Source organism: Streptomyces griseus subsp. griseus, assembly GCF_003610995.1.
In the GTDB taxonomy this organism is placed as follows: Bacteria; Actinomycetota; Actinomycetes; order Streptomycetales; family Streptomycetaceae; genus Streptomyces.
In genome coordinates, this window is sequence record NZ_CP032543.1 from 6,559,109 (window position 1) to 6,585,728 (window position 26,620).

At 72.8% G+C, this 26,620-nt stretch carries 27 protein-coding genes and 2 pseudogenes; 17 read left to right on the plus strand and 12 right to left on the minus strand.

Translation table 11 applies throughout. From position 1 onward, the window contains the following. Positions 1 to 130 precede the first annotated feature (130 nt). Positions 131 to 346: a DUF6243 family protein gene (locus tag D6270_RS29420; protein ID WP_109162671.1), complete on the plus strand. Its 216-nt coding sequence runs from the start codon at positions 131 to 133 to the stop codon at positions 344 to 346. Positions 347 to 374: 28 nt separating this feature from the next. Here the strand turns inward: D6270_RS29420 and D6270_RS29425 are convergent, their stop codons facing one another. From D6270_RS29425 to xylB, 4 genes are all read right to left on the minus strand, one after another. Beyond that, complete coding sequence (locus tag D6270_RS29425) at positions 375 to 1,955, minus strand: aspartate:alanine exchanger family transporter (RefSeq protein ID WP_109162670.1); 1,581 nt, start codon at positions 1,953 to 1,955, stop codon at positions 375 to 377. Between the two features lie 80 nt (positions 1,956 to 2,035). Next, a complete protein-coding gene (locus D6270_RS29430) occupies positions 2,036 to 2,866 on the minus strand; it encodes a hypothetical protein (RefSeq protein WP_109162669.1) in 831 nt (276 codons plus the stop codon). Beyond that, a complete protein-coding gene (locus D6270_RS29435) occupies positions 2,866 to 4,146 on the minus strand; it encodes a VWA domain-containing protein (RefSeq protein WP_109162668.1) in 1,281 nt (426 codons plus the stop codon). The genes D6270_RS29430 and D6270_RS29435 overlap by 1 nt, the downstream gene beginning before the upstream one ends. A gap of 70 nt (positions 4,147 to 4,216) precedes the next feature. After that, on the minus strand, positions 4,217 to 5,698 hold the full coding sequence (gene xylB, locus D6270_RS29440) for a xylulokinase (protein WP_109162667.1): 1,482 nt from the start codon (positions 5,696 to 5,698) through the stop codon (positions 4,217 to 4,219). 242 nt (positions 5,699 to 5,940) lie between these two features. Here xylB and xylA point away from each other — a divergent pair, with 242 nt between their 5' ends. Next, positions 5,941 to 7,107 (plus strand): xylose isomerase, encoded by a 1,167-nt coding sequence (gene xylA, locus D6270_RS29445; protein WP_109162666.1) that lies wholly within the window; start codon positions 5,941 to 5,943, stop codon positions 7,105 to 7,107. A 171-nt stretch (positions 7,108 to 7,278) separates the two neighbouring features. On the opposite strand, the gene D6270_RS29450 is transcribed toward xylA, so the two are convergent. The 4 genes from D6270_RS29450 to D6270_RS29465 form a co-directional block, all read right to left on the minus strand. Then, positions 7,279 to 8,532, minus strand: coding sequence for an ROK family protein (locus D6270_RS29450; protein WP_109162665.1), 1,254 nt, complete (start codon positions 8,530 to 8,532; stop codon positions 7,279 to 7,281). Between the two features lie 92 nt (positions 8,533 to 8,624). Further along, on the minus strand, positions 8,625 to 9,242 hold the full coding sequence (locus tag D6270_RS29455; protein WP_109167221.1) for a DUF305 domain-containing protein: 618 nt from the start codon (positions 9,240 to 9,242) through the stop codon (positions 8,625 to 8,627). Between the two features lie 35 nt (positions 9,243 to 9,277). Continuing rightward, entirely contained in the window at positions 9,278 to 9,928 is a 651-nt protein-coding gene (locus tag D6270_RS29460) for a thioredoxin-like domain-containing protein (protein WP_109162664.1), read from the minus strand. Between the two features lie 131 nt (positions 9,929 to 10,059). Then, positions 10,060 to 10,494, minus strand: coding sequence for a hypothetical protein (locus tag D6270_RS29465; protein ID WP_109162663.1), 435 nt, complete (start codon positions 10,492 to 10,494; stop codon positions 10,060 to 10,062). Positions 10,495 to 10,570: 76 nt separating this feature from the next. Between D6270_RS29465 and D6270_RS29470 the strand changes: the two are divergent. The 3 genes and pseudogenes from D6270_RS29470 to D6270_RS29480 form a co-directional block, all read left to right on the plus strand. Then, a pseudogene (locus D6270_RS29470) lies at positions 10,571 to 11,070 on the plus strand (DUF2510 domain-containing protein); the annotation flags it as partial. A gap of 86 nt (positions 11,071 to 11,156) precedes the next feature. Continuing rightward, on the plus strand, positions 11,157 to 12,863 hold the full coding sequence (locus tag D6270_RS29475; protein ID WP_109162662.1) for an FUSC family protein: 1,707 nt from the start codon (positions 11,157 to 11,159) through the stop codon (positions 12,861 to 12,863). Beyond that, positions 12,860 to 13,366: a MarR family winged helix-turn-helix transcriptional regulator gene (locus D6270_RS29480; RefSeq protein WP_109162661.1), complete on the plus strand. Its 507-nt coding sequence runs from the start codon at positions 12,860 to 12,862 to the stop codon at positions 13,364 to 13,366. The genes D6270_RS29475 and D6270_RS29480 overlap by 4 nt, the downstream gene beginning before the upstream one ends. A gap of 56 nt (positions 13,367 to 13,422) precedes the next feature. On the opposite strand, the gene D6270_RS29485 is transcribed toward D6270_RS29480, so the two are convergent. Further along, complete coding sequence (locus tag D6270_RS29485; RefSeq protein ID WP_109162660.1) at positions 13,423 to 14,187, minus strand: IclR family transcriptional regulator; 765 nt, start codon at positions 14,185 to 14,187, stop codon at positions 13,423 to 13,425. Between the two features lie 566 nt (positions 14,188 to 14,753). Between D6270_RS29485 and D6270_RS29490 the strand changes: the two genes are divergently transcribed. The 6 genes from D6270_RS29490 to D6270_RS29515 all read left to right on the plus strand — a co-directional run bounded on the left by D6270_RS29490 (position 14,754) and on the right by D6270_RS29515 (position 20,981). Next, positions 14,754 to 16,409: a sensor histidine kinase gene (locus tag D6270_RS29490; RefSeq protein ID WP_109162659.1), complete on the plus strand. Its 1,656-nt coding sequence runs from the start codon at positions 14,754 to 14,756 to the stop codon at positions 16,407 to 16,409. Further along, complete coding sequence (locus D6270_RS29495; RefSeq protein WP_109162658.1) at positions 16,406 to 16,813, plus strand: roadblock/LC7 domain-containing protein; 408 nt, start codon at positions 16,406 to 16,408, stop codon at positions 16,811 to 16,813. Before D6270_RS29490 ends, D6270_RS29495 begins: the two co-directional genes overlap by 4 nt. Next, positions 16,810 to 17,181, plus strand: a complete 372-nt coding sequence (locus D6270_RS29500) for a DUF742 domain-containing protein (protein WP_109162657.1) — start codon at positions 16,810 to 16,812, stop codon at positions 17,179 to 17,181. The genes D6270_RS29495 and D6270_RS29500 overlap by 4 nt, the downstream gene beginning before the upstream one ends. Beyond that, positions 17,162 to 17,776 (plus strand): GTP-binding protein, encoded by a 615-nt coding sequence (locus D6270_RS29505; protein ID WP_003964952.1) that lies wholly within the window; start codon positions 17,162 to 17,164, stop codon positions 17,774 to 17,776. Before D6270_RS29500 ends, D6270_RS29505 begins: the two co-directional genes overlap by 20 nt. 210 nt (positions 17,777 to 17,986) lie before the next feature. Beyond that, positions 17,987 to 19,546, plus strand: coding sequence for a cytochrome P450 (locus tag D6270_RS29510; RefSeq protein ID WP_109162656.1), 1,560 nt, complete (start codon positions 17,987 to 17,989; stop codon positions 19,544 to 19,546). Between the two features lie 88 nt (positions 19,547 to 19,634). Beyond that, a complete protein-coding gene (locus D6270_RS29515) occupies positions 19,635 to 20,981 on the plus strand; it encodes a 6-phospho-beta-glucosidase (RefSeq protein WP_109162655.1) in 1,347 nt (448 codons plus the stop codon). Positions 20,982 to 20,996: 15 nt separating this feature from the next. Here D6270_RS29515 and D6270_RS29520 read toward each other — a convergent pair. Together D6270_RS29520 and D6270_RS29525 are read right to left on the minus strand one after the other, a co-directional pair. Beyond that, positions 20,997 to 21,421: pseudogene (locus tag D6270_RS29520) on the minus strand (hypothetical protein). Further along, a complete protein-coding gene (locus tag D6270_RS29525) occupies positions 21,415 to 21,873 on the minus strand; it encodes an ATP-binding protein (RefSeq protein ID WP_109162653.1) in 459 nt (152 codons plus the stop codon). The pseudogene D6270_RS29520 and the gene D6270_RS29525 overlap by 7 nt, the downstream one beginning before the upstream one ends. Positions 21,874 to 22,080: 207 nt before the next feature. Here D6270_RS29525 and D6270_RS29530 point away from each other — a divergent pair, with 207 nt between their 5' ends. Genes D6270_RS29530 through D6270_RS29540 form a run of 3 tightly spaced genes read left to right on the plus strand, consistent with a single transcriptional unit; the run spans position 22,081 to position 24,032 of the window. Further along, positions 22,081 to 22,941, plus strand: coding sequence for a Sco1979 family transcriptional regulator (locus D6270_RS29530; protein ID WP_109162652.1), 861 nt, complete (start codon positions 22,081 to 22,083; stop codon positions 22,939 to 22,941). Then, the gene (locus tag D6270_RS29535; RefSeq protein ID WP_018513352.1) at positions 22,941 to 23,177 is read left to right on the plus strand and encodes a DUF397 domain-containing protein; all 237 of its coding nucleotides are present in this window, start codon (positions 22,941 to 22,943) and stop codon (positions 23,175 to 23,177) included. Before D6270_RS29530 ends, D6270_RS29535 begins: the two co-directional genes overlap by 1 nt. A 45-nt stretch (positions 23,178 to 23,222) precedes the next feature. After that, positions 23,223 to 24,032, plus strand: a complete 810-nt coding sequence (locus D6270_RS29540; protein ID WP_109162651.1) for an SAM-dependent methyltransferase — start codon at positions 23,223 to 23,225, stop codon at positions 24,030 to 24,032. Here D6270_RS29540 and D6270_RS29545 read toward each other — a convergent pair. After that, positions 24,005 to 24,469 carry a cupin domain-containing protein gene (locus D6270_RS29545; RefSeq protein WP_109162650.1) on the minus strand — a complete coding sequence of 155 codons (465 nt, stop codon included), beginning with the start codon at positions 24,467 to 24,469 and terminating at the stop codon, positions 24,005 to 24,007. The genes D6270_RS29540 and D6270_RS29545 overlap by 28 nt on opposite strands. Before the next feature lie 52 nt (positions 24,470 to 24,521). Here D6270_RS29545 and D6270_RS29550 point away from each other — a divergent pair, with 52 nt between their 5' ends. The 3 genes from D6270_RS29550 (at position 24,522) to D6270_RS29560 (ending at position 26,618) form a co-directional block, all read left to right on the plus strand. Beyond that, a complete protein-coding gene (locus D6270_RS29550; protein WP_109162649.1) occupies positions 24,522 to 25,490 on the plus strand; it encodes a GlxA family transcriptional regulator in 969 nt (322 codons plus the stop codon). A 10-nt stretch (positions 25,491 to 25,500) separates the two neighbouring features. After that, positions 25,501 to 25,935, plus strand: coding sequence for a YchJ family protein (locus tag D6270_RS29555; protein WP_109162648.1), 435 nt, complete (start codon positions 25,501 to 25,503; stop codon positions 25,933 to 25,935). Positions 25,936 to 26,027: 92 nt separating this feature from the next. After that, positions 26,028 to 26,618, plus strand: coding sequence for a GNAT family N-acetyltransferase (locus D6270_RS29560; RefSeq protein WP_109162647.1), 591 nt, complete (start codon positions 26,028 to 26,030; stop codon positions 26,616 to 26,618). The last annotated feature ends 2 nt before the right edge of the window (positions 26,619 to 26,620 follow it).

The window sequence follows — 26,620 nt, forward strand, 5'->3', positions numbered from 1 at the left end:
TCGTGGACCAGGTAACGTCCTCCCCGTGTTCCTCCAGGCGCCGATGGACGAGTGAGAGCGTGATGGGCCCCTGCTGACGCCCCCGGCGTCGCATCCGTGGATCACCGCACGTCACCCACCGGGAGAGCCCATGACCGTGAGCAAGAACATCAACAACCCCATCGGCCAGGGCGGCGGCCAGCGCAAGCGGCAGTCCCGCGCCGAACGGCAGAACAACGGCCCGCACCGCAACCTCGACCGTCAGAGCGCGGCCGACCGCAAGGCGGAGCTGGTGCGCAAGATGCGCGAGAAGGCGGGCACGGCCGAGGGCGCCGGACAGACGGGCGACGACACCGCACAGAGCTGAGCCTCCTACGCGGTGATCACCGGCCCGCTCACAGCCCCACGATCAGCTGGACACACACGATCTTGACCAGGATGGCCAGCGCGAACAGCGTCGAGTAGCCGTTGTTGATCCGGCTGTCGCTCGCCCGGCTGTTGGCGTACGCCACGATCGCCGGGTTGCCCACATAGCCCGAGAGCAGCCCCATCGTGCGCTCCCGGCTCTGGCCCAGGCCCTTGGCGATCAGCACCATGAGCGAGTAGCTCACCACCGCGCCGATCGCCAGTACGGCCACCAGCTTCAGGCCGAAGAGCGAGAAGGCGTTCTCGCGGAACGAGTAGCCCGACGTGAGCCCCACCACGGCGAGGAAGAGCAGCAGGCCGATCTGGCGCAGGGTGAGGTTGGCGCGGGTCGGCAGGGTCCAGACGAGGGGCCCCGTGCGGCGGCGCCAGCCCAGGACCATGCCCATCACCAGCGGACCGGCGCCCGTGCCCAGGGCCAGGGTGGTGGAGCCGAGGGTGAGGGAGGGGATGCCGATCAGGAAGCCCAGAGCCAGGCCGAGCCCCAGGCTGACCGCGCTCACCTCGCTGACCTTCGCCTCCGTGTCGCCCAGGTACGCGGTGACCTCGCCCGTCCGTTCGCGCGGCATCACCACCCGTACCCGGTCGTCGAGTTGGAGCAGCAGGTCGTCGTGGGCGAGCATGTCGAAGTCGCCGCGCCGGACCCGGCTGACCACGGCCCCGTACTTCTCGCCCAGGCCCAGCTCCGCGACCGTGTGACCGGCCAGGTCCGGGTTGGTGAGCAGGACCCGCCGGTAGTCCACCGCGCTGCGGTCGTCCAGCAGGTGGCGCGGGGCGAGTGCTCCGAGCGCCTGCGTCGCCGTCCGTACGTCGTCCTCGCCGCCCACCAGGACGACCTGGTCGCCGGGGGAGAGGCGGTCCAGCTCCCGGGCGACCCGGGTGGTGGCTCCGGCGGGGCGGTACTCACTGGCCAGCACCCGGTGCGCCGCCACCGAGGGGATGTCGGACCAGCGGGTCTCCCGGGACACCTGGACCGTACGGGTGATGAGCGTGGCGGGGAGGCCCGAGTCGGGGTCCCGGCGTGCGGCCCAGTGGCGGCGGGCCGCGATCGCCGAGACGAACATGATCGTGATCACCACGGCGAGCGGGTAGCCGATGGCGTACCCGACAGCGGGCTGCGTCGGGTCGGCCGAGGCGTCCTGGGCGGCGGCCAGGCCCGGGGTCGTCGTGCCGATGCCCGCGTACCCGCCCGCCAGGAACGGGCCGCTGATGCCGAACCAGCTGTGTCCGACGAGGCCGACCACCCCGGCGGTGACGGCGAGCGCCACGACCGCCCCCGCCATCACCGCCAGCTGGCCGCGCAGTTCACGGAAGAACGCGGGGCCCGACTCCAGGCCGACCGTGTAGACGTACAGGGCCAGACCCAGCGCCGAGACCCCGGCGGGTACGGCGGCGGCGATGTCCTCGTCCAGCGCCCCCACGAAGAGGCCGACGAAGAGGACACCTGCCGCCCCCAGCCGTACCGGGCCGAAGCGCACCATGCCGAGCAGCGCGCCGAGTGTGATCACCGCGAACACGGTCACCCACGGGTTGTCCGCGAAGAACTGCCACACCGGTCGTGCCTCCCCGTCTCGAAGCGGTCCCGTTCAGGATCTTCGAGGGGCGGGGAGGCCGCCACCCGGGCGTATGTCCCTCAGACTCCGTGCGGCACGTGCGCCGGGCGGCCCCGGCCCCGCGTCAGCGAGTAGCCGAACACGGCCGCGAGCGCGGCGAGCACTCCGCCGCCGACCGTCCACAGCCAGCGGGTCGTCCACCAGCCCGAGGCCCAGCCGTCCTCCGGCTCACCGGCCGACGCCCTGGGCGCGGCTGACGCAGCGGTCGCCGAGATCCCCGGCACCAGCGGCTCGGCGAGGGAGCCGCCCACGTGGTGCGCGCCGCCCTGGTCCACCGAGTCGGCCCGCACCTCGGCCTCGAACGGCAGCCCCAGGTCGTCGGCCGGGAGGTTCACCACGGTCAGCCGCACGTAGTAGCTGCCGGGCAGCGGGTCGTTCGCCCACGGCTCGGACCAGGACCGTACGGTGCGCAGCACACAGGAGAGCTCCACCGACGACGCGTCGGCCGCCGCCTTCCTGGTCTGGTGCCCGTACTGGCACGCCTGGCGGCGGCGCAGCCCGTCGTACACGTCGATCTGCCAGGCCGAGCCCGACCGCTTCGCCTCGCCCCCGGGGAACTTCACCGTCGCCCGGACGGTGGCGCGCTGGCCGATGTCGGCGGGGAACACCCAGTACAGGTAGTCGCCCGCCGACGCCTGCGCGGTGCCGCTCTGCCCCTGCCGGAGCGCGGTCGCCGTGCGGAAGGTGGTGCCGGCCTCGGTGGGGTCCGCGCCCTCGTCGGCCGGGCTCGCGCTCGCCGACGGGTCGTCGGCCACGGCCGCGCCGGCCGAGGTGAACAGGGTCAGCCCGGCGAGCAGCGCCCCGGCGAACGCGCGCGCGCCGCGGGTGCGGCGGGATGTCGTCGTCACCATCAGTTGGTCCTCCATACGGCGATGCGCCAGCGCGTGATCCAGCCGGTCAGCAGGCCCGCGACCAGTCCGGTGAGGACGAGGACGCCGAGCAGCCACCAGCCGCGGCCGAGGCCGAAGGCCGCCACGTCGGACGCCTGGTCCGGTCCGTCCACCAGGTCCACGGTCAGCTCCACCGGCAGGCCGGGCGTCCGCTTCACCGAGGCGGGCGCGGAGAAGGCGTGGGAGAGCTGGAGGCAGACCGCCTCGGCGGCGGGCTTGCCGCTGCCGTCGTCGCCGTCCTCGGTCTCGGCCTTCGGGTAGCGCAGGCCGGAAGAGATCACATCCGTACGTCCGGTGCCGGACTCCGAGCCCCGGACGATCTCGCGTCCGGCCTCCGTCACCGCGCGCAGCAGGATGCCGTAGTCGTTGTCGACGGCACGGTCCGCCGCCACGCTCACCGAGGCGCGCAGCTCCTGACCGGGCAGCACATCGACCCGGTACCAGCGGTGCTCGCCGATCTCCTGGCGGTCGGTGTAGAGGCCCGGCTCCAGCTTGGGCGCGGCGGAGCAGCTGTCGGCCCCCTCGGTGGCGACGGGGGTGACGACCGGCTCGGCGGCCCGGTCCACCAGCTGCTTCACCCGGCGCGAGAGGTCGTCCTTGTGCTGGACGGCGGTGTACGTGCCTCCGGTGGCCTCCGCGATGCAGGTGAGCTGCTGGCGGATCTTGGCGTTGGGCACCAGGCCGAGGGTGTCGATGACCAGGTGGGTGCCGCGCGCGGCGATCTCGCGGGCCACCTCGCACGGGTCGAGAGGTCCGCAGGTGTCCTCGCCGTCGGTGATGAGGACGATCCGGCGGGTGGCCTCACCGCCTTCGAGGTCGTCGGCCGCACCGAGCAGCGCGGGGCCGATCGGGGTCCAGCCGGTGGGGGCGAGGGTGGCGACGGCGGTCTTGGCCTCGGTACGGTCCAGCGGGCCGACCGGGTAGAGCTGCTCGGTGTCCTTGCAGCCGACCTTGCGGTCGTCCCCCGGATAGTCGGCGCCCAGGGTGCGGATGCCGAGGTGGACCCCCTCGGGCACCGCGTCCAGGACGTCGTTGAACGCCTGCTTGGCGGCGGTCATCCGGGACTGGCCGTCGATGTCGCGGGTGCGCATGGAGCCGCTCACGTCGAGGACCAACTCGACCTTGGGGGCGGGTGCGGCCGGTGGTTCGTCGGCGGCTGCGGGGAGCACGGAGCCGAGCCCGGCGGCCAGGGTGGCCAGCGCTATGCACACCCCGGTCGTCAGCCGATTTCTTGTGATCATCGCCGGATCCTATGGAAAATCAGTTCGCATTCCCAACCGGGGTCGTCGGCGACCGCCCCAGGCTCATCCGTCAGCCGCCGAGCAGCGGCTCCGAGGCCCGGTCCAGCACCGAGGTGACCCGCTGCCAGGTCTCCATGTCCCGCTCCTGGGGGTCGAGTTGACTGCCCGTATCACCCGCGCCCCAGGAGGTCGCCAGCGCCACCGGATCCCCGCCGCCCGCCGCCGACGCGGCGAGCGCGGCCGCGCCCAGGGCCACCAGTTCGCCGCCCGCCGGGATGACGACCGGGCGGCCCGAGAGCCGGCGCACCGTCTCCACCCAGCTCCGCCCCTGCGCCCCGCCGCCGATCAGCCGCAGCGGGCGGGCGGCGACCTCGGGGGCGTCGGGGTCCAGGCCGCAGGCCCGTAGCAACGTGTCCAGGGCGCGCAGCACGGTCACGGCCGCGCCTTCGTAGGCGGCGCCGAGGAGTTGCTGCGGGGTGGTGTCGTGGCGCAGGCCGGTGAGGAGCCCGGATGCGGTGGGCAGGTCGGGGGTGCGTTCGCCGTCGAGGTAGGGGAGGAGCACGGCTTCGCCGCCGGGGACCGTGTCCTCGCGGTGCAGGCCGAGCAGGGAAGCCACCTTGTCCACGGCGAGCGTGCAGTTGAGGGTGCAGGCCAGGGGGAGGTACGTGCCGTCGGCGGCGGCGAATCCGGAGAGTTCCGGGGCGGTGGAGCGGGTGCGGGAGGCCGCGAAGACGACGCCGGAGGTGCCGAGGGAGAGGACCGGGTGGTCCAGCAGCCCGGCGCCGCCGAGACCGAGGCCCACGGCCGCGCTCATGTTGTCGCCGGTCCCGGCCGCCACCGCGATCCCGGTGGGCAGCCCCAGCGCCCCGGCCGCCGCGTCGGTCAGCGAGCCGACCCGGGTGGCGCCGGTGGGCGCGACCTCGGGGAGGAGCGCCGGGTCCAGGCCGAGGAGGTCCAGCAGCTCGGGGTCGTAGCCGCCGGTCGCGGTGGCGTACCAGCCGGTGCCGGAGGCGTCCCCGGGGTCGGTCGCCGCCACGCCCGCGAGGCGCTCGGTGAGGAAGTCGTGCGGCAGCCGTACGCCCACGGCGGCCTTCGCCGCGTCCGGGTCGTTCTCGCGCAGCCACTGCCACTTGGAGGCGGTGATCGCGGCGACCGGCACGGAACCGGTGCGCGCGGTCCACGCGTCCGGTCCGCCGAGCTTCGCGGTGAGGGCGGCGGCCTGCGGGGCGGAACGGGTGTCGTTCCAGAGCAGGGCCGGCCGCAGCGGGCGGCCCGAGCGGTCCAGCACCACGAGCCCGTGCTGCTGTCCGGCCACCGCGATCCCGGTCACCGAGCGTGCCGGCAGGCCGGACTCCTTCAGCCCGGCGGCCACCGCGTCGCCCAGCGCCTGCCACCAGACCTCCGGGTCGCTCTCCCGGGCGCCGCTCTCCCCGTTCACGACGTGCGGGGCGCGGCCCACCGCGAGCTGTTCGCCGGTCACGGCGTCGATCACGGCGGCCTTGGTGGACTGGGTGGAGCTGTCCACGCCGATGACGACGGTACGTGACGACATGGGCGGCCTCTTTCGGGTGGCGGCTGGGGCTGGTGCGGTCCGGCGGGTGGGGCTCATTCGGCTGTACCGCGAACAAATTACGTGATCCGCGGCCTGGGGAACAGGCCTCCGTCGGACTCGCCACCGACCAGGGGGTTACGCCGGACGGAGACCGTGTGCATGATTAGTCATGACACTGAACAAATAGGGGTGCCGGGTCTCCGGCCCGGCCCCCGACGGCAGGCGAAGGCGGTCGGACGACGATGACGGAACGCTTCACCCCCACCCCCGAGGACAAGTTCAGCTTCGGCCTGTGGACCGTGGGCTGGCAGGGCCGGGACCCCTTCGGCGACGCCACCCGCGCGGCCATCGACCCCGTCGAGTCCGTCCAGCGGCTCGCCGAGCTGGGCGCCTGGGGCGTGACCTTCCACGACGACGACCTGATCCCCTTCGGCTCCGGCGACACCGAGCGCGAGGCGATCGTCAAGCGGTTCCGGCAGGCGGTCGACGCGAGCGGCATGGTCGTGCCCATGGTGACGACGAACCTCTTCACCCACCCGGTCTTCAAGGACGGCGGGTTCACCGCCAACGACCGCGACGTACGCCGTTACGCACTCCGCAAGACCCTGCGCAACATCGACCTCGCCGTCGAACTCGGCGCCACCACCTTCGTCGCCTGGGGCGGCCGCGAGGGGGCGGAGTCCGGCGGGGCCAAGGACGTACGCGTCGCCCTGCACCGGATGAAGGAGGCCTTCGACCTGCTGGGCGAGTACGTCACCGAGCAGGGGTACGACCTCCGCTTCGCCATCGAGCCCAAGCCGAACGAGCCGCGCGGCGACATCCTGCTGCCCACCATCGGCCACGCCCTCGCCTTCATCGAGCGCCTGGAGCGCCCCGAGCTGGTCGGCGTCAACCCCGAGACCGGGCACGAGCAGATGGCCGGGCTCAACTTCCCGCACGGCATCGCCCAGGCCATGTGGGCCGACAAGCTCTTCCACATCGACCTGAACGGTCAGTCCGGCATCAAGTACGACCAGGACCTCCGCTTCGGCGCGGGCGATCTGCGCCAGGCGTTCTGGCTCGTCGACCTGCTGGAGAGCGGCTACGAGGGCCCGCGCCACTTCGACTTCAAGCCCCCGCGCACCGAGGACTACGACGGCGTCTGGGCCTCGGCCGCCGGCTGCATGCGCAACTACCTGATCCTCAAGGAGCGCGCGGCGGCCTTCCGTGCCGACCCCGCGGTGCGGGAGGCGCTCCGGGCCTCCCGTCTGGACGAGCTGGCGCGCCCGACGGTGACGGACGGCCTCGCGGGGCTGCTCGCCGACCGCACGGCGTACGAGGAGTTCGACGTGGACGCCGCCGCCGAGCGCGGCATGGCCTTCGAGGCACTGGACCAGCTGGCCATGGACCACCTGCTCGCGGTGCGCTGACGGTACGGGGGCGCCCGGCGGCCCTTCTGGGCCCGTCGGGCTTGAGGCTCGCCGGGCCCAGCGGTTGATCCGTGGGGCCCGACCGCCTCGAAGCCACCCGGGCGCCCGGCGGCCCTCCTGGGCCCGGGCGCCCCTCGGCCGGCCCGCGCCAGGCTCCCCGGGGCCCTCGCCTCAGACCCCCGCCGCCCCCGCGTACGCCACCGGGTCGTCCAGTACGTCCTGCACCACCAGCGCCGCCGCTCCCCGCGCCGCGTCCCCCGCCACCGACGACGCGCGGAGCCGGCCGCTGCCCGGGGACCAGAGCCCCGACACCACCCGGCCGGTCAGCTCCTCGTCGGCCGGGGGCGCCAGCCACGGCATCAGCCCCCGGTAGATCCCGCCGAGCACCACCGCGTCCGGGTCGACCAGGTTCACCGCCCCCGACACCACCCGGCCCAGCATCCGCCCCGCCTCGGCGACCGCCGCCACCGCCCGCTCGTCCCCGGCCCGCGCGCGCCGCTCCAGCTCCAGCACGCCGGAGCCGCCGCCGGCCCCGGGCCCGTCGACCCCGGCCGCCCGCAGGAGCGCGCGCTGACCGGCGTACTGCTCCAGGCAGCCCCGCGAACCGCACCGGCACTCCGGCCCGTCCGGGTCCACCACCACATGCCCGATCTCCCCGGCGAACCCATGCGCCCCCCGCAGCAGTTCACCGTTGAGCACCAGCGCGCCGCCGACCCCGATCTCACCGGTCAGATACAGGAAGCTGCGCACGTCACCGAGGCCGCCGAACCACAGCTCGGCCAGGGCCGCGAGATTGGCCTCGTTCTCCGAGGCGACCGGCAGCACCGCATGCCCGGGACGCAGTGCGGTGAGCGCGTCGCCGAACAGATCCTGCGCCGGGACCTCGTTCCAGCCGAGGTTGGGGGCCTGCCGCACCGCTCCGCCGGAGACCAGACCGGGCAGCGCCAGCGCGACGCCCACCGGGCGCAGCTCCTGCTCGCGCGCCGAGTCGAGGGTCCGCGCGGCGATCGCGGCCGCCCGGGCGAGGACCTCGTCGGCGGGCGCGCCCCGGTTGTCGAGGTGTTCGGTCTGCCGGACCCGGCCGGTGCCCGCGAGGTCGACGACGCAGACCGAGACGTAATCGATGTTGATCTCCACACCGAGCCCGGCCGGGCCGGTGCGAGCCACCTTGAGCGCGGTGCCGGGGCGCCCGGCCTGCCCGCTGAACGTCTTGCCCGACTCGGTGAGGAAGCCGCTGTCCATCAGCTGCTCCACGAGCGAGGAGACCGCGGCCCGGGTCAGCCCGACCCGCGCGGCCACTCCGGCGCGGGTCGCCTCACCGCTCTCGCCCTCGTCCCGCACGGCTCGCAGTACCAGGCTCAGATTGTGCCGTCGCACGGTGTCCTTGTCGGCCTTGGGCCCCAGCGGAGTGAGGATGCTCTTCATATCGTCGCCGAGCCTATGCGATGGCGGGCACGCCGGGCAGCACGGAACCGGGCGGCCCCCTCCGCGAACTCCGGGAGGGGCCGCCCGGTGCCTCAGGGCTTCGCGCCCCGGGCCTTCAGCAGGTCCGCCATCAGCCCGATCTCGGACTGCTGGCCGCGGACCATACCCTCCGCCAGATTCCGGATGACGTCCGTCCCGGCCGCCTCCGCGCCCGCCCGCGCCATGTCCACACCGGCGCGGTGGTGCACGGTCATCAGCCGCAGGAACAGCACCTCGGCCGCCTTGCCGTCGGCCGCCTTCAGGGCCGCCAGCTCGGCGTCGGTGGCCATGCCCGGCATCAGCGAACCGTCACCGGTCGGCTTGACGGTGTGACCCATCCACGCCATCGGGGGCTTCGCCGAACTCTTGGGCAGGCCCCACTGGTCCAGCCAGCCGAGCATCATCCCGCGCTGGTTGGCCTGGGTGTTGATGATGTCGTACGCCAGCCGCCGTACGTCCTCGTCATCGGTGCGGTCACGCACGATGAACGACATCTCCACCGCCTGCTGATGGTGGATCGCCATGTCCCGGGCGAACCCCGCGTCCGCCGACCCCTCTGCCGGAGCGGAGAGCGCCGCCTTCGCGGACGGGGACGCCGCCGACGGCCGTACGACCATCAGCGCCACCAGCCCCACCGCGAGCAGCAGCACGGCGGCGCCCGCGAGCACCATCCGGCGGGTGGCGGAGAACGGGCTCCTCGCGGAGGTCACTTGTCGAGCCCACCGGTGCAGGCGGCGCCCGGCTCAGGCGTCTGCGGGCCCTGGACGTACTTGCTGAAGAACTGGCCGACCCGGGAGTCGGAGGCGCTGTCCACCGTGACCTGCTTGCCCCACGCACTGAGCATCAGCGGGTCCTTCTGGTCCTTGACCGGGCTCATCAGGGAGTACGGGGTGGCCTTCACCTTCTCCGTGAGCGCCTTGACGTCCGCGTCCGAGGCCTTCTCGCTGTAGGTGACCCAGACCGCGCCGTGCTCCAGCGAGTGCACGGCGTTCTCCTTCGGTATCTCCTCGGTGTAGACGTCCGCGTTGCAGTTCATCCAGACCTGGCTGTGGTCACCGCCGACGGGCGGGTTCATCGGGTAGTCGACCTTCTTCTCCACGTGGTTCTGGGTCAGGTCCTTCCACGTGCGCTCACCGGAGACGGGGGAGTTCTTGGCCTGCTCCTCCTTCTCGTCCTTCTCGTTCGCCTGGTACACGAGATAGCCGCCTCCGGCGACCAGCGCGACGACCACGGCGACCGACGCCCCGATGGTGATGAGGCGGCCCCGGCGCTCACGGGCGCGCTCCTTGCGGCGGGCCTCCTCCAGCTTGGCGCGGCGGGCGTTGGCGGGGGAGTTCTGGTTCTTGGCGGAAGCCATGGAAGGTCCTCGTCGTTCAGCGGATGCGGGGAGGGCAGACGGTCGTGCAGGAGAGCAGAGGGAAACAGGGCATGCGGGCAGCCGCTCCCGGTTCCGGCGCGAGGCACGGCGACGGGGGAGCGGACCCGGCTCTAGATCCGTTGAACCTGGAGACGCAGCTGATCGACGGAGTGGACACCGTCATGGGAGGGCCCCCGGATCGCGGCCGACCCGGTCAGCGGGGCGACGGGCACGACGGCCACGGAGGAGGGGAGCGCCACGGGGGCGGACGGCACCGGCAGCACGACGGCCGCCGAGTGGGTCGACCCGCCGTGGCACGAGGTCCCGAGCCCCCGTTCGGCGGGGACGGCCATGACCACCGGCTCTGCGGCCAGACCGGCCACCGGTGTCAGCGTCCGTACGGGGGCCGGGCCCGGAGCCTCGGCGGTCACCGGCACGGTGGCCGCGGCCGAGGGGGCGACCGAGCAGCAGAAGAGCAGCGACAGCAGGGCGAGCAGCCAGAGCGGCGAGGCGGGCACGCGTGAGCGGCACCGCTGCCGGTCGGTCCGAGCGCTCACCCTGGTCATGGCCCGTCATCGTAGTAGCTGTATGAAGATTCAAAGAATATGGGTCACCGATTCCGGGGGATAGTGTGCCCCAGCGACCACGCAGTCGAACACAGCCGCGGGCTGGTTCCCGGATCCTCATGGCGCGCCCCGGCCGCTGCGCTACTGGGACGGCAGCCGGTGGACCGAGCACGCGCACCCGTCCGGCGGGCAGCAGGCCCCGGTCGCCGCCGCGGCGATCCCCGCCCAGCAGCAGCCGGCCGTCTCCGGCGGCCCGCTCTTCGACCAGCCGGGATCGGCAGGACCACTGTCGCGATGGCGGCCGGGGGTGTGCAGGTCGGCGCGACCGAGCCGGAGAACTGGCGCGCCCGGAACTTCGCCGTCGTCGACCGGCACGGCACCGAGATCGCCCGGATCACCAAGACCTGGGAAGGCCTCGCGAAGACCATGTTCACGACCGAAGACCATGTTCACGACGGCCGGCAACCATGTGCTCCAGATCCACCAGCGGCTGCCCGGGCCGCTGCTCAGCCTCGCCGTGGCCACGGCTCTGACGGTGGACACCGCGCTCAGCAGGACGCCCGCGGCCTCGGCTGACGTGCCCGCGGCCACGGACTCACCCGGCGCCGGGCTGTGCCGAGGTCCATGTATTTTACGGGTGTAATACCTGTTAACGTATATGGGTGAGTGATACATCCACCCGGCCCCGGCAGTCCCCCGTCCGCAGCCTTCCGCTCGCCGCCCCGCTCCGGCTCGGCCGCCCCTCGGAGACCTGGTTCAAGCCCGCCCTGAGCGTGGTCGTCGCCTCCGCCGTACCGCATCTGACGCTCCTGGCCATCGGCCGCCTCGACCTCGTCATCTACACGATGGCCGGTTCCTTCTGCGCGCTGTACGGCCACGGCCTGCCGTACGCCCGGCGAGCCAGGACCGTGGCGGGCGTCGTGCTCTCCATGACCGCCGGGCTCGCCGCCGCGCTGGTCACCGCCTCGCTCACGCACTCCACCGCCGTACTCATCGCGGTCGGCGCCCTCCTCGCCGCCGTCCAGAAGGCGGGGTGCGACGCGACCAGGATCGGCCCGCCCGGCCACGTGATCCTCACCTTCGTCAGCTCCGCCGCCCTCTTCGCCCCGCAGCGCCTCGGCCAGGTCCCGGCCCACCTGGCCCTGACCCTGGCGGCGGGCGCGGTCGCCTGGATCGTCTGTACGGGGCCCGCCCTGATCCGCCGTGAGGGGCCCGAGCGCCGGGCCGTCGCCCGCGCCCTCGAAGCGGCCGCCGACTGCGCTGCCGCACCCGGCCCCCGCACCCGGCACGCAGCGGCCGCGGCCGTGCACGCCGCCTGGCAGTGCCTCCTCGCCTCCGGCCGGCCCACCCCCGTACGCCGCTCCCTGGCACGGCTGGTGGTGCACGCCGAGACGGCCCTGACCACTGCGCTGCCGGACCCGGAACGGCTGCGCGCCTGGGCCGCCCTGACCCGCGCGCGGGGACCCGTCCCCGAACCGCCACCCGCACCCGGCACGGCCGACGAGCTGTACGGCATCGACGCCGAGCGCGCCGCCCGCCGTGCTTCCGGTGGCCGCCGCGCCGCCCGCCGCGCCCTCCTCCGAAGCCTCGGCCCCGGCTCGCACCTGCTCCCCGTCGCCGCCCGCACGCTGATCGGCTGCGCGCTCGCCGGATATCTCTGCGCCGCCCTCGGCGTCGGCCGCCCCTACTGGGCGATCGTCACCGCCGCCTCCCTCTACCAGGCCAACGTCACCCTGACCTGGAACCGGACCCTCCAGCGCACCCTCGGCAACCTCCTGGGTGTCCTGGTCTTCGCCGCCGTCCTGCCGCTCTCCCGCACCGGCCCGCTCGCCCTCGTCCTGTGCTGCCTCTTCCTCAGCTTCGCCGCCGAGGCCCTGATCACCCGGAACTACTGGCTCGGCTCCGTCGCCGTCACCCCCATGGCCCTCCTGGTCCTGGAGTTCGGCTCCACCCACCCGCCCGGGGAGCTGATCGGGGACCGGGTCCTGGACACCGTCCTCGGGGCGCTCGCCGGATTCCTCGCGGCCACGCTCGTCACCAACCGGCGGGCGGCGGGCCGCGTCGACCGGGCCCTCGAAGCCACGGCGCAGGCCCGTACGGAAGCGGAACGGGCCCTTGGGCGCCCCCACGCCGAGCGGGCGCGGGCGCGCCGCGCGCTGACCGCGAGCCTCGTCGAACTCCGCGAAGCCGCCGACACCGCGGCGGGGGAGTGGTGGCAACGCGCCCTGCCCGAGCAGGAGCTTCTCGCGGCTGAGCAGGCCGGACACCGTACGCTCGCCGCGACAGCACAACGGCTGGGCCCGGCGGTCCGTGCCCCGGAGACGCGGCGCGACGCAGCGGCCCTGGCCCTGGAGAACGGAGCGGAGTGACCGACGACATCGTGGCCTCGGTGGTGCGGCAGTGGCAGACCGTCAACCCTGATCTCGACACCGGACCGATGGAGATCATCGGCCGGATCAACCGCTGCGCCGCCCTGCTCCAGCAGGCGGAGGACGCCCCGCTGCGCTCAGCCGGACTGACCCGCGCCGAGTTCGACCTCCTCGGCGCCGTACGCCGTACCGACCGGGAACTCACCCCGGGCGAGCTCGCCCGGGAGACCTTCTCCTCCGGCGCCGCCGTCACCAAGCGGCTGCGGGCCCTCCAGGAACGCGGCCTGGTGGACCGGCGCGGCGACGAACGCGACCGCCGGGTGGCCCACGTCCGCCTCACCGGCGAGGGCCGTACGCTGGTGGACCGGCTGCTCCCCGAGCAACTCGCTTACGAGCGCGTGGTGCTCTCGGGTCTCGACGAGCGGAGCCGGGATGAACTGGGCTCCCGGCTCAGCGAGTTGCTGGTGCAGCTGGAGGGGCGGATCGGCGGAGCGCGCCGCTGAGCAAGCTGCACGGACACGCCCAGCCGCACGGCGCTGAGCGACCCGCTCGTACGGGGTCAGTCCGGAGGCGCCGGTGCCAGCAGCGCCGCCGACTCCCTTAGACGCTCCGCCCGTTCGGCCAGCGTCACATCGTCCGAACGGTCCGCCGGGGCCGCGGCCACCAGGGCGAGCCGGTCCCGCCAGCTGGACCCGGCCAGGGAGACGGCGACCGTGGTCATGCCCGGGACGGACGCGCCCCGGCTGACCGCGTGGCCGGCCTCACGGACCAGCACCAGCTCGTGCAGCAGAGCCGTCCGCGAGGTGAGCGTCGCCGAAGTGACCGGCTCCAGCTCCTCGCACGGGTACAGCGCGCACACCTGATCCGCCGTCATCCGGGAGAGCAGCAGCAGCCCGCCCGACCCCGCGTGGGCCGGACCGGTGCGCCCCAACTCCAGTGCCACGCGCACCGGATGGGGCGACTCACGGCCGTCGGTGACGATGACCTGGTCCCCGATGAGCGCCGCACTCCACACCGTCTCACCGGTCCGCCGGGCCGCGTCCGCCAGCACCGGCCCCAGCCGGTCGCGGGCCGCGCGGCCGAAACCGGCCGGCCGGCCGAGCCGCACCAGCTCCGGGCCCGCCGCGTAGCCGCGCCCCGAGGTGTCCCGGATCGCGAACCCCCGGCTCTCCAGGGTGGTCAGCACCCGGTGTGCGGTGGACCGTCCGACACCGAGGCGCTCGGCGGCCTCGGTGACGGTGAGGGTGTCATGGGTGAGGAAGAGCCGCATGGCGCGGAGCCCCGTATCCAGCGAAGCGATCGTGTAGTCACCTGTCGCCGTCATGGTTCCGCCCGCTCCCTCTCGTCACTCCGGGTGCCCGCCGACGCCGTCGCGCGGCGGTGTCGACCGCCATGATCCCCGCTGCGGCACCGTACGCGCGGAGTGCTCGGCGGGTGCGGGAGGACCGTGGCTGTATACGCGTCAGCGCGGCGATTTTCCGGTTCACCCTCCGCGTGTTCAGGAATCTGCTCCTTTCGATCCGGTTCGATCGCCTGTGCCTCTGTCCTGTTATGCGGTACGAAGTCGGTTCCGGGGAGGATGTATTGACCGGTTATCACCTCGTACGGGCTCCCCGTTGTCCCGCTGGTCGGTACGGGGGAGTGGGTACGTGGTCGATTTTCGGCCTCCGTCACTCCATGCACACGCTCCACAGCGGTGCGTGCGAAAACTGGCGAGTGTATTCCTCTTCACGGGCTCCCGCAGGGGGTTGGGTGAATATGCCGATCCCCTGTTCTGATCTGGCTAAGCTCACGCGCAGTGAAGTCGAGTTGATGCGAATTCGAGCACTTGTTCATGAGTCTCCGCTCACGTGCGTATACATCCCGGAATCAACCGCCAGAGGGTTTTAGATGGTCCGTGTTGAATCACCGCCGACCGACAGAGAAGTCCCCGTCGTCCGCGTAGTCCTGCCGCCCGTGGTCCTGCTGGCCGGCGCCACCGCCGCCGGGGCGGCCCTGGTGGTCCCGGCCGCGCGGATACCAGTCGCCGTGTGCGGCGCGATCACCACGCTCGTGGTCGCCGTGCTCACCGTGGCGCTGCACCGCCGCAGCCACGCCATGGCCGCCCAGCGCGCGGAGTACGAACAGCGCGTCGCCTACCTGGAACACCGCATCCTCAGCCATGACTCCGAGACCGTGCGGCTGACCAAGGAGGTCATGCCCGCCGCCATCCGGCGGCTGCGGGTGGGCAATTCGCCCGAGGAGGTCATGCGCGACATCGTCGACGCGGACGTGGCCAACCGGCATCTGCCCAAGGCGCTGCGCGAGCAGATCTACCAGGTCCTCGAAGTCATCGACAACGAGGAGGCCCGGCGTGACTCCGCCCAGCGCGCCTTCGTCAGCGTCGCCCGCCGCGTCCAGGCGATCGTGCACCGACAGGCCAGTGAGCTGCGGGAGATGGAGGACCACTACGGGCGTAACCCCGAGGTCTTCGACGACCTGCTGCGCATCGACCACGGCACCGCGCTGATCGGCCGGCTCGCCGACTCCATCGCCGTTCTCGGCGGGGCCAGGCCCAGCCGCCAGTGGCCCAAACCCGTACCGCTGTTCAGCGTGTTGCGCGGTGCGATGTCCCGCATCCTGGAGTACCAGCGCGTCGATCTGCACTCGATCGCCAAGGTCGCCATCGTCGGCACCTCGGTGGAGCCGCTCATCCACGCCTGCGCCGAACTCCTCGACAACGCGACCCGCTACTCACCTCCGCAGACCCGGGTGCACGTCACCGCGGTCGAGGTGCAGACCGGTATCGCCATCGAGATCGAGGACGGCGGCGTCAGCCTCAGCGAGGAGGCCCGCGCCCGGGCCGAGAACATGCTCGCCCAGGCCCAGGCCGGCATCAACATGAACGACCTCGGGGAGTCCCCGCGGCTCGGCATGGCCGTCGTCGGACGCCTCTCCCGGATGTACCAGCTCCAGGTGTCGCTGCGCCAGTCGGCGTACGGCGGCGTCCGCGCGGTCCTCATCGTGCCGCGCGACATGATCACCACCGGACCCGCCCCGGGCATCGCCCACGGCATCGGCGCCACCTCGCGGCCCACCAGCTCGCTGGACATGTCGCAGCTCCAGCACGTGGTGCCGCCGCCCGGAAAGCGCAAGCCCAAGCCCGCCGCCACCGGCCCGGTGCCCTCCGCGGTCGCACCGGCTCCCGCCGGCGCCCCGGCAGCCGCCCGACCGGTCGCGCCCGCACCGGCCGTGGAGGACGACGTCCCGGTGGTCACCGAGTGGACCGAGAACGGACTGCCGCAGCGCCGCAGCCGGGGCCGCGCCCCGCTCGGCTCGCACAACCTGCCGCAGCAGCCCCCGCCCGCACCCGCCCCCGTCAACGGGGGGCTGCCCAGCCGGGGCGGGCACCCGGACGGCGGATCCGGCGGACCCGGTGGTTCCGGTGGCGAGAAGCCGCCCGGCCTCTGGCTGGAGGCATTCACCAAGGCCGTCAACGGCGTACCGCAGGAACCGAAGCACGGCGAAGACTCCGATGACGCGTGGGACAAGGGAGACCTGAAGTGATCCAGCAGCGGGGAAACATGGACTGGATGCTCAAGGAGCTGGCCGACGACGTGCCGAGCATCCACCAGATCGTGGTGCTCTCCTCGGACGGGCTGCGCATCGCCATGCACGGCGGCGACCCGGATGTCGCCGACCGGCTGGCGGCGGCCTGCGCCGGGCTGCAGAGCCTGGCCGCCGCCGTGGCCACCGAGATCCCGCACAGCGACGGTCTGATGAAGCTCGTCGTCATCGAGGTCACCGGCGGCTTCTTCTACCTGATGGCGGCCGGGACCGGCGCCTATCTGGCCGTGCTCGCGGGCGAGACCGTGGACGCCGGTCTGGTCGGCGCCAGGATGCGGGACATGGTCGTGCGGATCGGTGCCCACCTGACCAGCCCGCCCCGCCACGGCGGGCAGTCCGGATGAGCGGACCCCGACGAGAACGCCGCACGACCGATCCGGCGCTCAGCGATCCGGAACGGCTGTACGTGATCACCGGTGATCTCGACGACAGTGAGCGGGCCGCACTCGACCTGGTCACGATGGTCGTCGCGCAGGCCGAGCCCTCGCCGACGTTCCAGCCGGAGCAGGCCGCGATCCTGCGGCTCTGTCAGGCGCCCTTATCGGTCGCCGAGATCTCCGCCTACCTCAGCCTGCCGTTCAGCGTGGTCACCTCGCTCCTGAGCGATCTCCTCGCGACCGAACTCATCGAGTCGCGTGCGCCGGTCGTCCGCGCCACACTCCCCGACAGGTCCCTTCTCGAAGCGGTGATGCATGGACTTCAGAAGCTCTGACACGATCACCGGACCCCGCAGCGAGGACGTCCTCCCGACCACGGCCACCGCCGCGGTGAAGGTCGTGATCGTGGGCGGGTTCGGGGTCGGCAAGACGACCATGGTCGGCTCCGTCAGCGAGATCCGGCCTCTGACGACCGAAGAGACCATGACCCAGGCCGGCGTCGGCGTGGACGACAACGCCGGGGTGGAGACGAAGACCGCCACCACGGTCGCCATGGACTTCGGCCGGATCAGCCTCAGCGAGGAGCTGATCCTCTACCTGTTCGGCACCCCCGGCCAGGAACGCTTCTGGTTCCTGTGGAACGGCCTCTTCGAAGGGGCCCTCGGCGCCGTCGTCCTCATCGACACCCGGCGGCTGGAGGTCAGCTTCGACGTCATCGGCCGCCTGGAGGAGCGCGGCGTGCCGTTCGTGGTGGCCGTCAACACCTTCCCCGACGCACCGCACCACCCGGTCGAGGCCCTGCGCAGAGCCCTCGACCTGCCGGACGAGGTCCCGATGATCGACTGCGACGCCCGGCTGCGGGCCTCCAGCCGGGATGTGCTGATGACCCTTATGCGCTATCTGCACAGCCTGGCCGTCCCGCTCGCCTGACGGGCCGTGGGAGCGGTTCCGGCCGCTCGCCCCGCCCCGTCCCGTGGCAGCGGTTCCGGCCGCTCCCGCAGCCCGACGTCCCGTCGGCCCCGGGACGGTTCCCGGCCGTCCCGGCGCCTGGGGCGCGCGCCGTTCCCCCGGCGCGCGCCACCCTCGTACGCCCTGCCCACCTGCGCTCGCCCCTTGGCCGTCCTGATCCCTGGAGCCACAGTGACAACCCCCTTCCACCACGAGCCCGGCGCCGCCCCGCCGCCCCAGTGCCCGGCCCACAACCTCGGCATCGGCCCCGGTGGCCTGCGCCGGTTCTACGGCCCCGAGGCGGAGAACGACCCCGCCGGCCTCTACGCCAAGCTCCGCGCCGAACACGGCACGGTCGCCCCGGTCCTGCTCCACGGCGACGTACCCGCCTGGCTGGTCCTCGGCCACAGCGAGAACCTCCACCTGACCCGGACCCCGTCGCAGTTCTCCCGGGACTCCCGGCGCTGGCGGGCCCTCCAGGACGGCAGCGTCGCCCCGGACCACCCGCTCGCCCCGATCTTCACCTGGCAGCCCGTCTGCGTCTTCGCCGACGGCGCCAAGCACGAGCGGCAGCGCGGCGCGGTCACCGACAGCATGGAGCGCATCGACACCCGGGGCGTGCGCCGCCACATCAACCGCTTCAGTAACCGCCTGGTCAACGAGTTCTCCGAGAAGGGCAGCGCCGACCTGGTCAGCCAGTTCGCGGACCATCTGCCGATGATGGTGATGTGCGCGATCTTCGGCATGCCCGAGGAGTACGACGAGCGGCTCGTCCAGGCGGCCCGCGACATGACCCGCGGCACCGAGACCGCCGTGGCCAGCAACGCCTACATCGTCGGGGTGCTGACCCGGCTGGTGGAGCGCCGCCGCGCCGAACCGGCCCCCGACTTCGCCTCCTGGCTCGTCGAACATCCCGCCACGATGACCGACATCGAGGTCGTGGAGCACCTGCGCCTCATCCTGATCGCGGCGTACGAGTCCACCGCCAACCTCATCGCCAACGTGCTGCGCATGGTCCTCACCGACCCGCGCTTCCGCGCCCGGCTCAGCGGCGGCCATATGACCGTGCCCGAGGCGGTGGAGCAGACCCTCTGGGACGAGCCGCCCTTCACCGCCGTCTTCGGCCGGTGGGCGGTCGGCGACACCGAGCTGGGCGGCCAGCGGATCAAGGCGGGCGACGCCCTGCTCGTCGGCATCGCCCCGGCCAACACCGACCCCGCGGTCCGCCCCGACCTCACCGCCAACATGGAGGGCAACCGCGCCCACCTCGCGTTCAGCGGCGGCCCGCACGAGTGCCCCGGCCAGGACATCGGCCGAGCGATCGCGGACGTGGGCGTCGACGCGCTCCTGATGCGCCTGCCCGACCTGGAGCTGGGCGTCGAGGAGAGCGAGCTGCGCTGGGTGGGCAACATCATGTCCCGCCATCTGGTGGAGCTGCCGGTGAAGTTCGCGCCGAGCCCGCAGCAGAAGCTGGACTCCGACCCGCTCTCGGTGATGGCCCGCGCCGCCCGCCCGAGCGGCGACTGGGAGATCTCCTCACCGGCCCGCCCGGTCCCCGAGCCGGTGCACTCCCTCGCGGGGACGCAACCCGCCCACGCCCCGGGCGCGGCCCCGCAGCCCCGCCCGGCCCCTGCGGACGCGCCGGCGGCCGGTGAGCCGGCGCCCGGTGCGGCCGTGATCCCGGGCCGGCGCCGCCCGGCCGCGCCCGCCCGGCTCTGGCAGGCGGTCTCCCGCTGGTGGAGCGGCTACTGACCCGCTCCGGCGGCGGCACCTGACCCGTACGCGGGGTCCGGTGCCGCCGCCGACGTACGCGGGGCGCACCCCCGTACCATCGACCAGCGTGAAGCTGACAATTCTTGGCGGTGGCGGATTCCGGGTGCCTCTCGTGTACGGGGCCCTGCTCGGCGATCATGCCGAGGGCCGCGTCTCCCGGGTCACCCTGTACGACACCGACGCCCACCGGCTCACCGCCGTCGCCCGCGTCCTGGAGGAACAGGCCCGCGGCATCGCGGACGCGCCCGCCGTCGTCGCCACCACCGAGTTGGACGAGGCGCTGCGCGGTGCCGACTTCGTCTTCTCCGCGATCCGGGTCGGCGGACTGGCCGGGCGGGCCGCCGACGAGCGGGTCGCCCTGGACCTGGGTGTGCTCGGCCAGGAGACGGTCGGTGCCGGAGGCATCGCGTACGGACTGCGCACCGTCCCCGTCGCCGTCGACCTGGCCCGGCGTATCGCCCGGCTCGCCCCCCAGGCCTGGACCATCAACTTCACCAACCCCGCCGGACTGGTCACCGAGGCGATGTCCCGCCACCTCGGCGACCGGGTCATCGGCATCTGCGACTCACCGGTCGGGCTCGGCCGCCGCATCGCCCGGGTCCTGGGCGCCGACCCCGGCCGGGCCTGGATCGACTACGCCGGGCTCAACCACCTCGGCTGGGTGCGGGGCCTGTACGTCGACGGGCGGGACGAACTGCCCCGGCTGCTCGCGGATCCGGCGCTGCTGGACTCCTTCGAGGAGGGTCGGCTCTTCGGGGCGGAGCTGCTCCGGTCGCTGGGGGCGATCCCCAACGAGTATCTGCACTACTACTACTTCAACCGTGAGGCCGTCCGCTCCTACCAGGAGGCCGAGCAGACCCGGGGCGCCTTCCTCCGCGACCAGCAGGAGGGGTTCTACGCCCGGATGCGGGAGCCCGGCACCCCGGCCCTGGCCACCTGGGACCGCACCCGCGCCGAGCGCGAGGCCACGTACATGGCGGAGAACCGGGACGTCGCCGGGGCGGGGGAGCGCGAGGAGAGCGACCTGGAGTCCGGCGGCTACGAACAGGTCGCCCTCGCGCTGATGCGGGCCGTCGCCCGCAACGAACGCACCTCGCTGATCCTCAACGTCCGCAACGGCACGGCCCTTTCGGCGCTGGACGCGGACGCGGTGGTGGAGGTGCCGTGCCTGGTCGACGCCAACGGAGCGCACCCGGTGGCCGTTTCGCCGCTCCCGTACCACGCCGTCGGTCTCGTCACCGCGGTGAAGGCCGTGGAGCGCGCGGTGCTGGAGGCGGCGGGCAGCGGGTCGCGGGCGGCGGCCGTACGGGCGTTCGCGCTGCACCCGCTGGTCGACTCCGTCGCGGTGGCGCGGCAGTTGGTGGACGGATACGTCGAGGCCCACCCGCAACTCTCCTACCTCGACAAACCCTAGAGGCAGGGGCCCTGCTCAGGGGGCGGGGACGACGCTCCTGGCCCAGGTCGGCGCAACTCCCGCCACCTGGCAGACCATCAAGAAGAGCGGGATGGGCGGGGTGTACGGGGTGAGGCCGTCCGGCGAGTGGATCAGACGGGGGCGCACGGCGGGGACGTCGGCGCCCCTGGCGTACATCACCTGCTCGGGCCAGTCCAGATCCAGGTCGGAGCCGGCCGGCACGATCCACCACCAGCGGTCCGCGTCGGCGAACACACAGCCGGTGCGCGGGAGGTGGACATCAGCCGGAAGCCGTGCCGCGCGGGCACACCGACCGCGTCGCACCCCAGGCTGGCCGACATCGAGGGCGGCAGCGACAACTGCACCCGGACGCCCCGGGCCTCCTCGTCCGTCCTCGGGCGCGGCGCACCGCGCAGCCGGGACAGCGCGTTCCTCAGCATGGCTGCTCCACGCCGTGCTGCAGCTCCGCCCACACGATGCGGCCGGAGTGGTCGCCCGCGTCATGGGAGCCCCAGGAGCTGCTCATCGTGTCGACCAGCAGCAGGCCGCGCCCGTGCTCGTCGTCGGAACAGCGGCGCAGCCGCGGGCCGCCGGGCTGGTGACCCTGGTCCTGGACGGCTATCCGCAGACGTCTGCCGAGGCACCGCAGCTCGCACACCACGCGGGTGCTGGCGGTGTGCACGACCGCGTTGGTGACCAGCTCGGACACGATGAGAACGGCCGCGTCGTACACATCGGCGCCCAGCTTCCAGCTCTCCAGCCGGGCCCGGGTCAGCTGCCGGGCACCGGCCACCGACTCGGGGTGCGCGGGCAGCGCGAAGCAGTAACGGAGCGCTTCCGTCCCGGGGCTGAGGTCCATGAGCCGGGGGATGAGCGCACTGCCAGGTGCCACGACCGATTCCTCACAGTGGGGGCTGCGTCACGCGTCGTTCCCCGGCGTGAGAGGAGCGGTCATGACTGAGCGAACTGGTTCGACAGCCAACTCTCCCCCTGTCGAGGACACTTGGCAAGGGGCACTCTGAAATTTTCAGAGTGGCTGTGTCGTCGGGGGCGCACGCGTGGCACACTGCTCGCAAAACAGCGCATGGGGAGGTCTGAAGTGAGCGAACCGCGGTCCGCCCCGACCGTGGGCCAGGTCGTGCTCGGCAAGCGCCTGCAGGATCTGCGGGAGCGCGTCGGCCTGACCCGTGACCAGGCGGCGAAGGTGCTCAGGGTCGCTCCCGCGACGATACGCAGGATGGAGACGGCCGAGGTCGGCCTCAAGATCCCCTATGTCCAGCTGCTGCTGAAGGCCTACGGCGTCGCCGACGACGAGGCCGAGGCCTTCGTCGAACTGGCCGAGGAGGCCAACAAGCCCGGCTGGTGGCAGCGGTTCCATGACGTCCTGCCCGACTGGTTCAGCATGTACGTCAGTCTGGAGGGCGCCGCCGGCCTGCTGCGTATGTACGAGCCGCACTTCGTCCCCGGGCTGCTCCAGACCGAGGACTACGCGCGCTCCGTGATGCGTACCGGGGCCGTCGGCCAGACCCGGCCCGAGGACATCGAACGCCACGTCGCCCTGCGGATGGAGCGCCAGTCCCTGCTCGTCAAGGACGACGCGCCCCGGCTGTGGGTGATCATGGACGAGACCGTCCTGCGGCGGCCGGTGGGCAGCCCACAGGTGATGCGCGCCCAGATCGACAAGCTGCTCGAATCCACCGAGCTGCCCCATGTCACCCTGCAGATGGCGGAGTTCGCGAGCGGCCACCACCCGGGCACCTACGGGCCGTTCGTCCTCTTCCGCTTCGCCGTACCCGAACTCCCGGACATGGTCTTCAGCGAGTACCTCACCGGTGCGGTCTATTTCGACGCCCGCCCCGAGGTGGCCTCGTACCTCGAAGTCATGGACCGCATGGCGGCTCAGGCCGCAACTGCACAACGCACGAAGGAAATCCTCCGGGACTTCCGCAAGGAGCTGTGATGAACCATATATACAACGGCATGCCGGCCGCCGACCTGGGCTCCGAAGGCTGGTACAAGCCCTGGAGCGGTGGCAACGGGGGCAACTGCATCGAGGCCATGAAGCTCGCGGACGGCCGGGTTGCGGTGCGCCAGTCCGCCGATCCGGACGGCCCCGCGCTCATCTACTCCAACGGCGAGATCGCCGCGTTCATCCAGGGCGCCAAGTCGGGTCAGGCGGATTTCCTCCTCACCTGACGCACCACCACATATCCTGTCCGACCCCGATCCACGGAGTGCGCCATGACCGGGCCAGACCCCCGAGCCATCGAGATCGACACGAGCAGGCCGCATCCCGCCCGGATGTACGACTGGTTCCTCGGCGGCAAGGACAACTACCCGGTCGACGAACAGATGGCGCGGCAGCTGCTCGAGCTGGACGCCCGGGGCCGGGACATGGCCCGGGTCAACCGGGCGTTCATGCACCGGGCCACCCGCTGGCTCGCCGAGAAGGGCGTACGCCAGTTCCTGGACATCGGCACCGGCATACCCACCGAGCCGAACCTCCACCAGATCGCCCAGCGGGCCGCCCCCGACGCGCGGATCGTCTACTGCGACAACGACCCGATCGTCCTCGCCCACGCGGCGGCCCTGCTGCGCTCCACCCCCGAGGGCGCCACCGAGTACATCCAGGCCGACGCCCGCAAGCCGGAGACGATCCTCGCCTCGGCCGGAAAGGTCCTGGACTTCGACCAGCCGATCGCGCTCTCGCTGCTGGCCCTGCTGCACTTCATCGACGACGAGGACGGCGCGGCCGACCTGGTCGACAAGCTGGTGGAGCAGCTCCCGTCCGGCAGTTATCTGGTGCTCTCACACACCACCGGCGACTTCGACCCGGAAGGTGCCGCGCAGGCACGCGCCATGTACAGGGAGCGCGGGATGACCCTGCGTCCCCGCTCGCGGGCCGAGCTCGCCGCCTTCTTCGACGGCCTGGAGCTGGTGGAGCCGGGTGTCTCGCTCTCCGCCGACTGGCGTCCGGAGCTCGGCGAGGTCATCGACGTAGCGGGCGACGAGCCGATCCCGGGCTACGCGGGCGTCGCGCGCAAGCCCTGATCCGGCCGCCCCTCCTCCCGGGTGAGCGCGTGGCCCGTCGTCGCGTCCACGTGGTCCGGTACGGGATCGTGGGCGTCGCCCACCGTCGACGTACCGGAAGGTTCGAAGAGCAGCAGCGAGGCGCCGTCCGCCGAGTGCGGGCGGTGCCAGGTGGAGCGCGGCACGACGAAGACCGCGCCCGGGGGGAGCGTCACGGTCCGCTCCTCCTGCCCGTCCCCCTCGCGCAGGTCGATCTCCAGCGTGCCCTCCACCACCAGGAAGAACTCGTCCGTGTTCTCGTGTACATGCCAGACGTGCTCGCCGAGGGCTCTGGCGACGCGTACGTCGTAGTCGTTGACGCGGGTCATGATGCGCGGGCTCCACAGCGCGTCGAAGGAGCCCAGCGCATCGCGGAGCAGGATCGGTTCGGTACCGGGTCGTGCCGTCTCCGTGGTCATGCACCCATGGTCGGCGGTGGACCGCCGCGCCTGTGAGTGCTACGAATCGCATATGGCGAAAGAATCCTCGCACCGGGTCGTCATGATCGTCTCGGCCGGCTCCAACCCCTTCGAGATGGGTGTGGCGACCGAACTCTTCGGCCTGCGCCGCCCCGAGCTGCCGGTCGGCTGGTACGACTTCACGCTCTGCTCGCCCACGCCCACGGTCCGGATGCACGCGGGCTTCTTCCAGCTCTCCGGCGTCTGTGGACTCGACGCCGTGGACCGTGCCGACACCGTCATCGTCCCCAACCGGCCCGACCCGCTGGAGGACCCCGCCCCGGAGGTCCTGGCCGCGATCCGGCGGGCCGCCGAGCGCGGTGCCCGGCTGGTCAGCTTCTGCACGGGCACGTTCACGCTCGCCGCCGCGGGAGTCCTGGACGGCAGGCGCGCCACCACGCACTGGCGCTGGGCGTCGGCCTTCACCGCCCGGTACCCGCGGGTCGACCTCCGGCCCGACGTCCTCTTCGTCGACGAAGGGCAGGTGATCACCGCGGCGGGCAGCGCCGCCGCCCTGGACACCGGCCTCCACCTCATCCGCGCCGACCACGGGGCCGAGATCGCGGCGGCCGTCAGCCGGAGGCTGGTCCACCCGGCGCACCGGGACGGCGGCCAGCGCCAGTTCATCGATCACCCGCTGCCCGAGGTCGCCGACGCCTCGCTCGCCCCGCTCCTGGACTGGGCCGCCGAGCACCTGACCGAGGGCCTGGACGTCTCCGCGCTCGCCGCCCGCTCGGCCGTGAGCCCCGCCACCCTCCACCGCCGCTTCCGGGCCCAGCTCGGCACCACCCCGCTGGCCTGGCTGACCGAGCAGCGGACCACCCTGGCCTGCCGCCTGATGGAACGCGGCGAGGACCGCCTGGACGTGATCGCCCGCACGAGCGGCCTGGGCACGGCGACCAACCTGCGGACGCAACTGCGCCGCCGTACGGGGCTGACGCCCACGGAGTACCGCCGCCGGTTCGCGGCGGGGCCCGGGTGACAATGGACCCATGTCACGACGCACCTCCCGCCCCCGGCAGCCCGCCGCCCCGCGCATCACCCCCGCCTCGCCCTGCCCCTGCGGCCTGACCGCGACGTACGGGGAGTGCTGCGGCCGCTGCCACTCCGGCAGCGCGGCCGCTCCGACCTGCGAGGCCCTGATGCGCTCCCGGTACGCGGCCTTCGCCGTCCAGGACGCGGCGTACCTGCTGCGCACCTGGCACCCGGCGACCCGGCCGCCGGGCGTCGACTTCGACCCCGCGATGCGCTGGACGGGGCTGGAGATCCTGGACACCACCGAGGGCAGCGCGTTCCACTCCACGGGGACCGTCACCTTCCGCGCCCACTACACCGACGACGGGCGCCCCGACTCCCTCCACGAGCAGAGCCGCTTCGCCCGCCACGAGGGCGCCTGGGTCTACGCGACGGCGGTCTTCGTCGACTGAGACCGGGACCGGGACTCAGCCCCGTTGCGCGCGCCGGGCCCGGGCCCGAAATCCCTTTCCGGCCAGGGCGGGAGCGTCTGTACGATCCGCGCATGGACGAGGACGAAGAGGCAGCGCCGTACGCCGCACGGGAACGAATCTGGCGCGGCGAGCACCTGGCCTTCACCCCCGTGGAGCCGGACGACGCCGAGCTGATCCAGCGCTGGCGCGCCGACCCGGTCGCCGCCCAGGAGATCGGGCTCTGGCCGGGCCCTCTCCACGACCTCCGTGAACGGCTCGTCTCGTACATCGAGGACCGCACCCGCGACGACTTCCTCATCCTGCTCCCGGACGACACCCCCATCGGCCACACAGCCCTCACCGACGAGGACTTCGTCGACGGCACGGCCGAGGCCTACCTGCTGCTCGCCCCCGAGCACCGGGGCAAGGGCCACGGCGCCGACGCGCTGGCCGCCCTGACCGACCTGGCCTTCGGCGAACTGCCCCTGCACCGCGTGGAAGCCGTCACCCACACCGACAACGCGGCCTCCCTCGCCACCTTGAAGAAGGCCGGCTTCACGCAGGAGGGCGTACGCCGTTCCTCCTGCCTGCACCGGGGCCGGCGCCACGACACCGCGCTCCTAGGCCTGCTCCGTACGGAGTGGGAGGCGCAGACCCGCCCCCGCTCCTGGGACCACGTCTGACC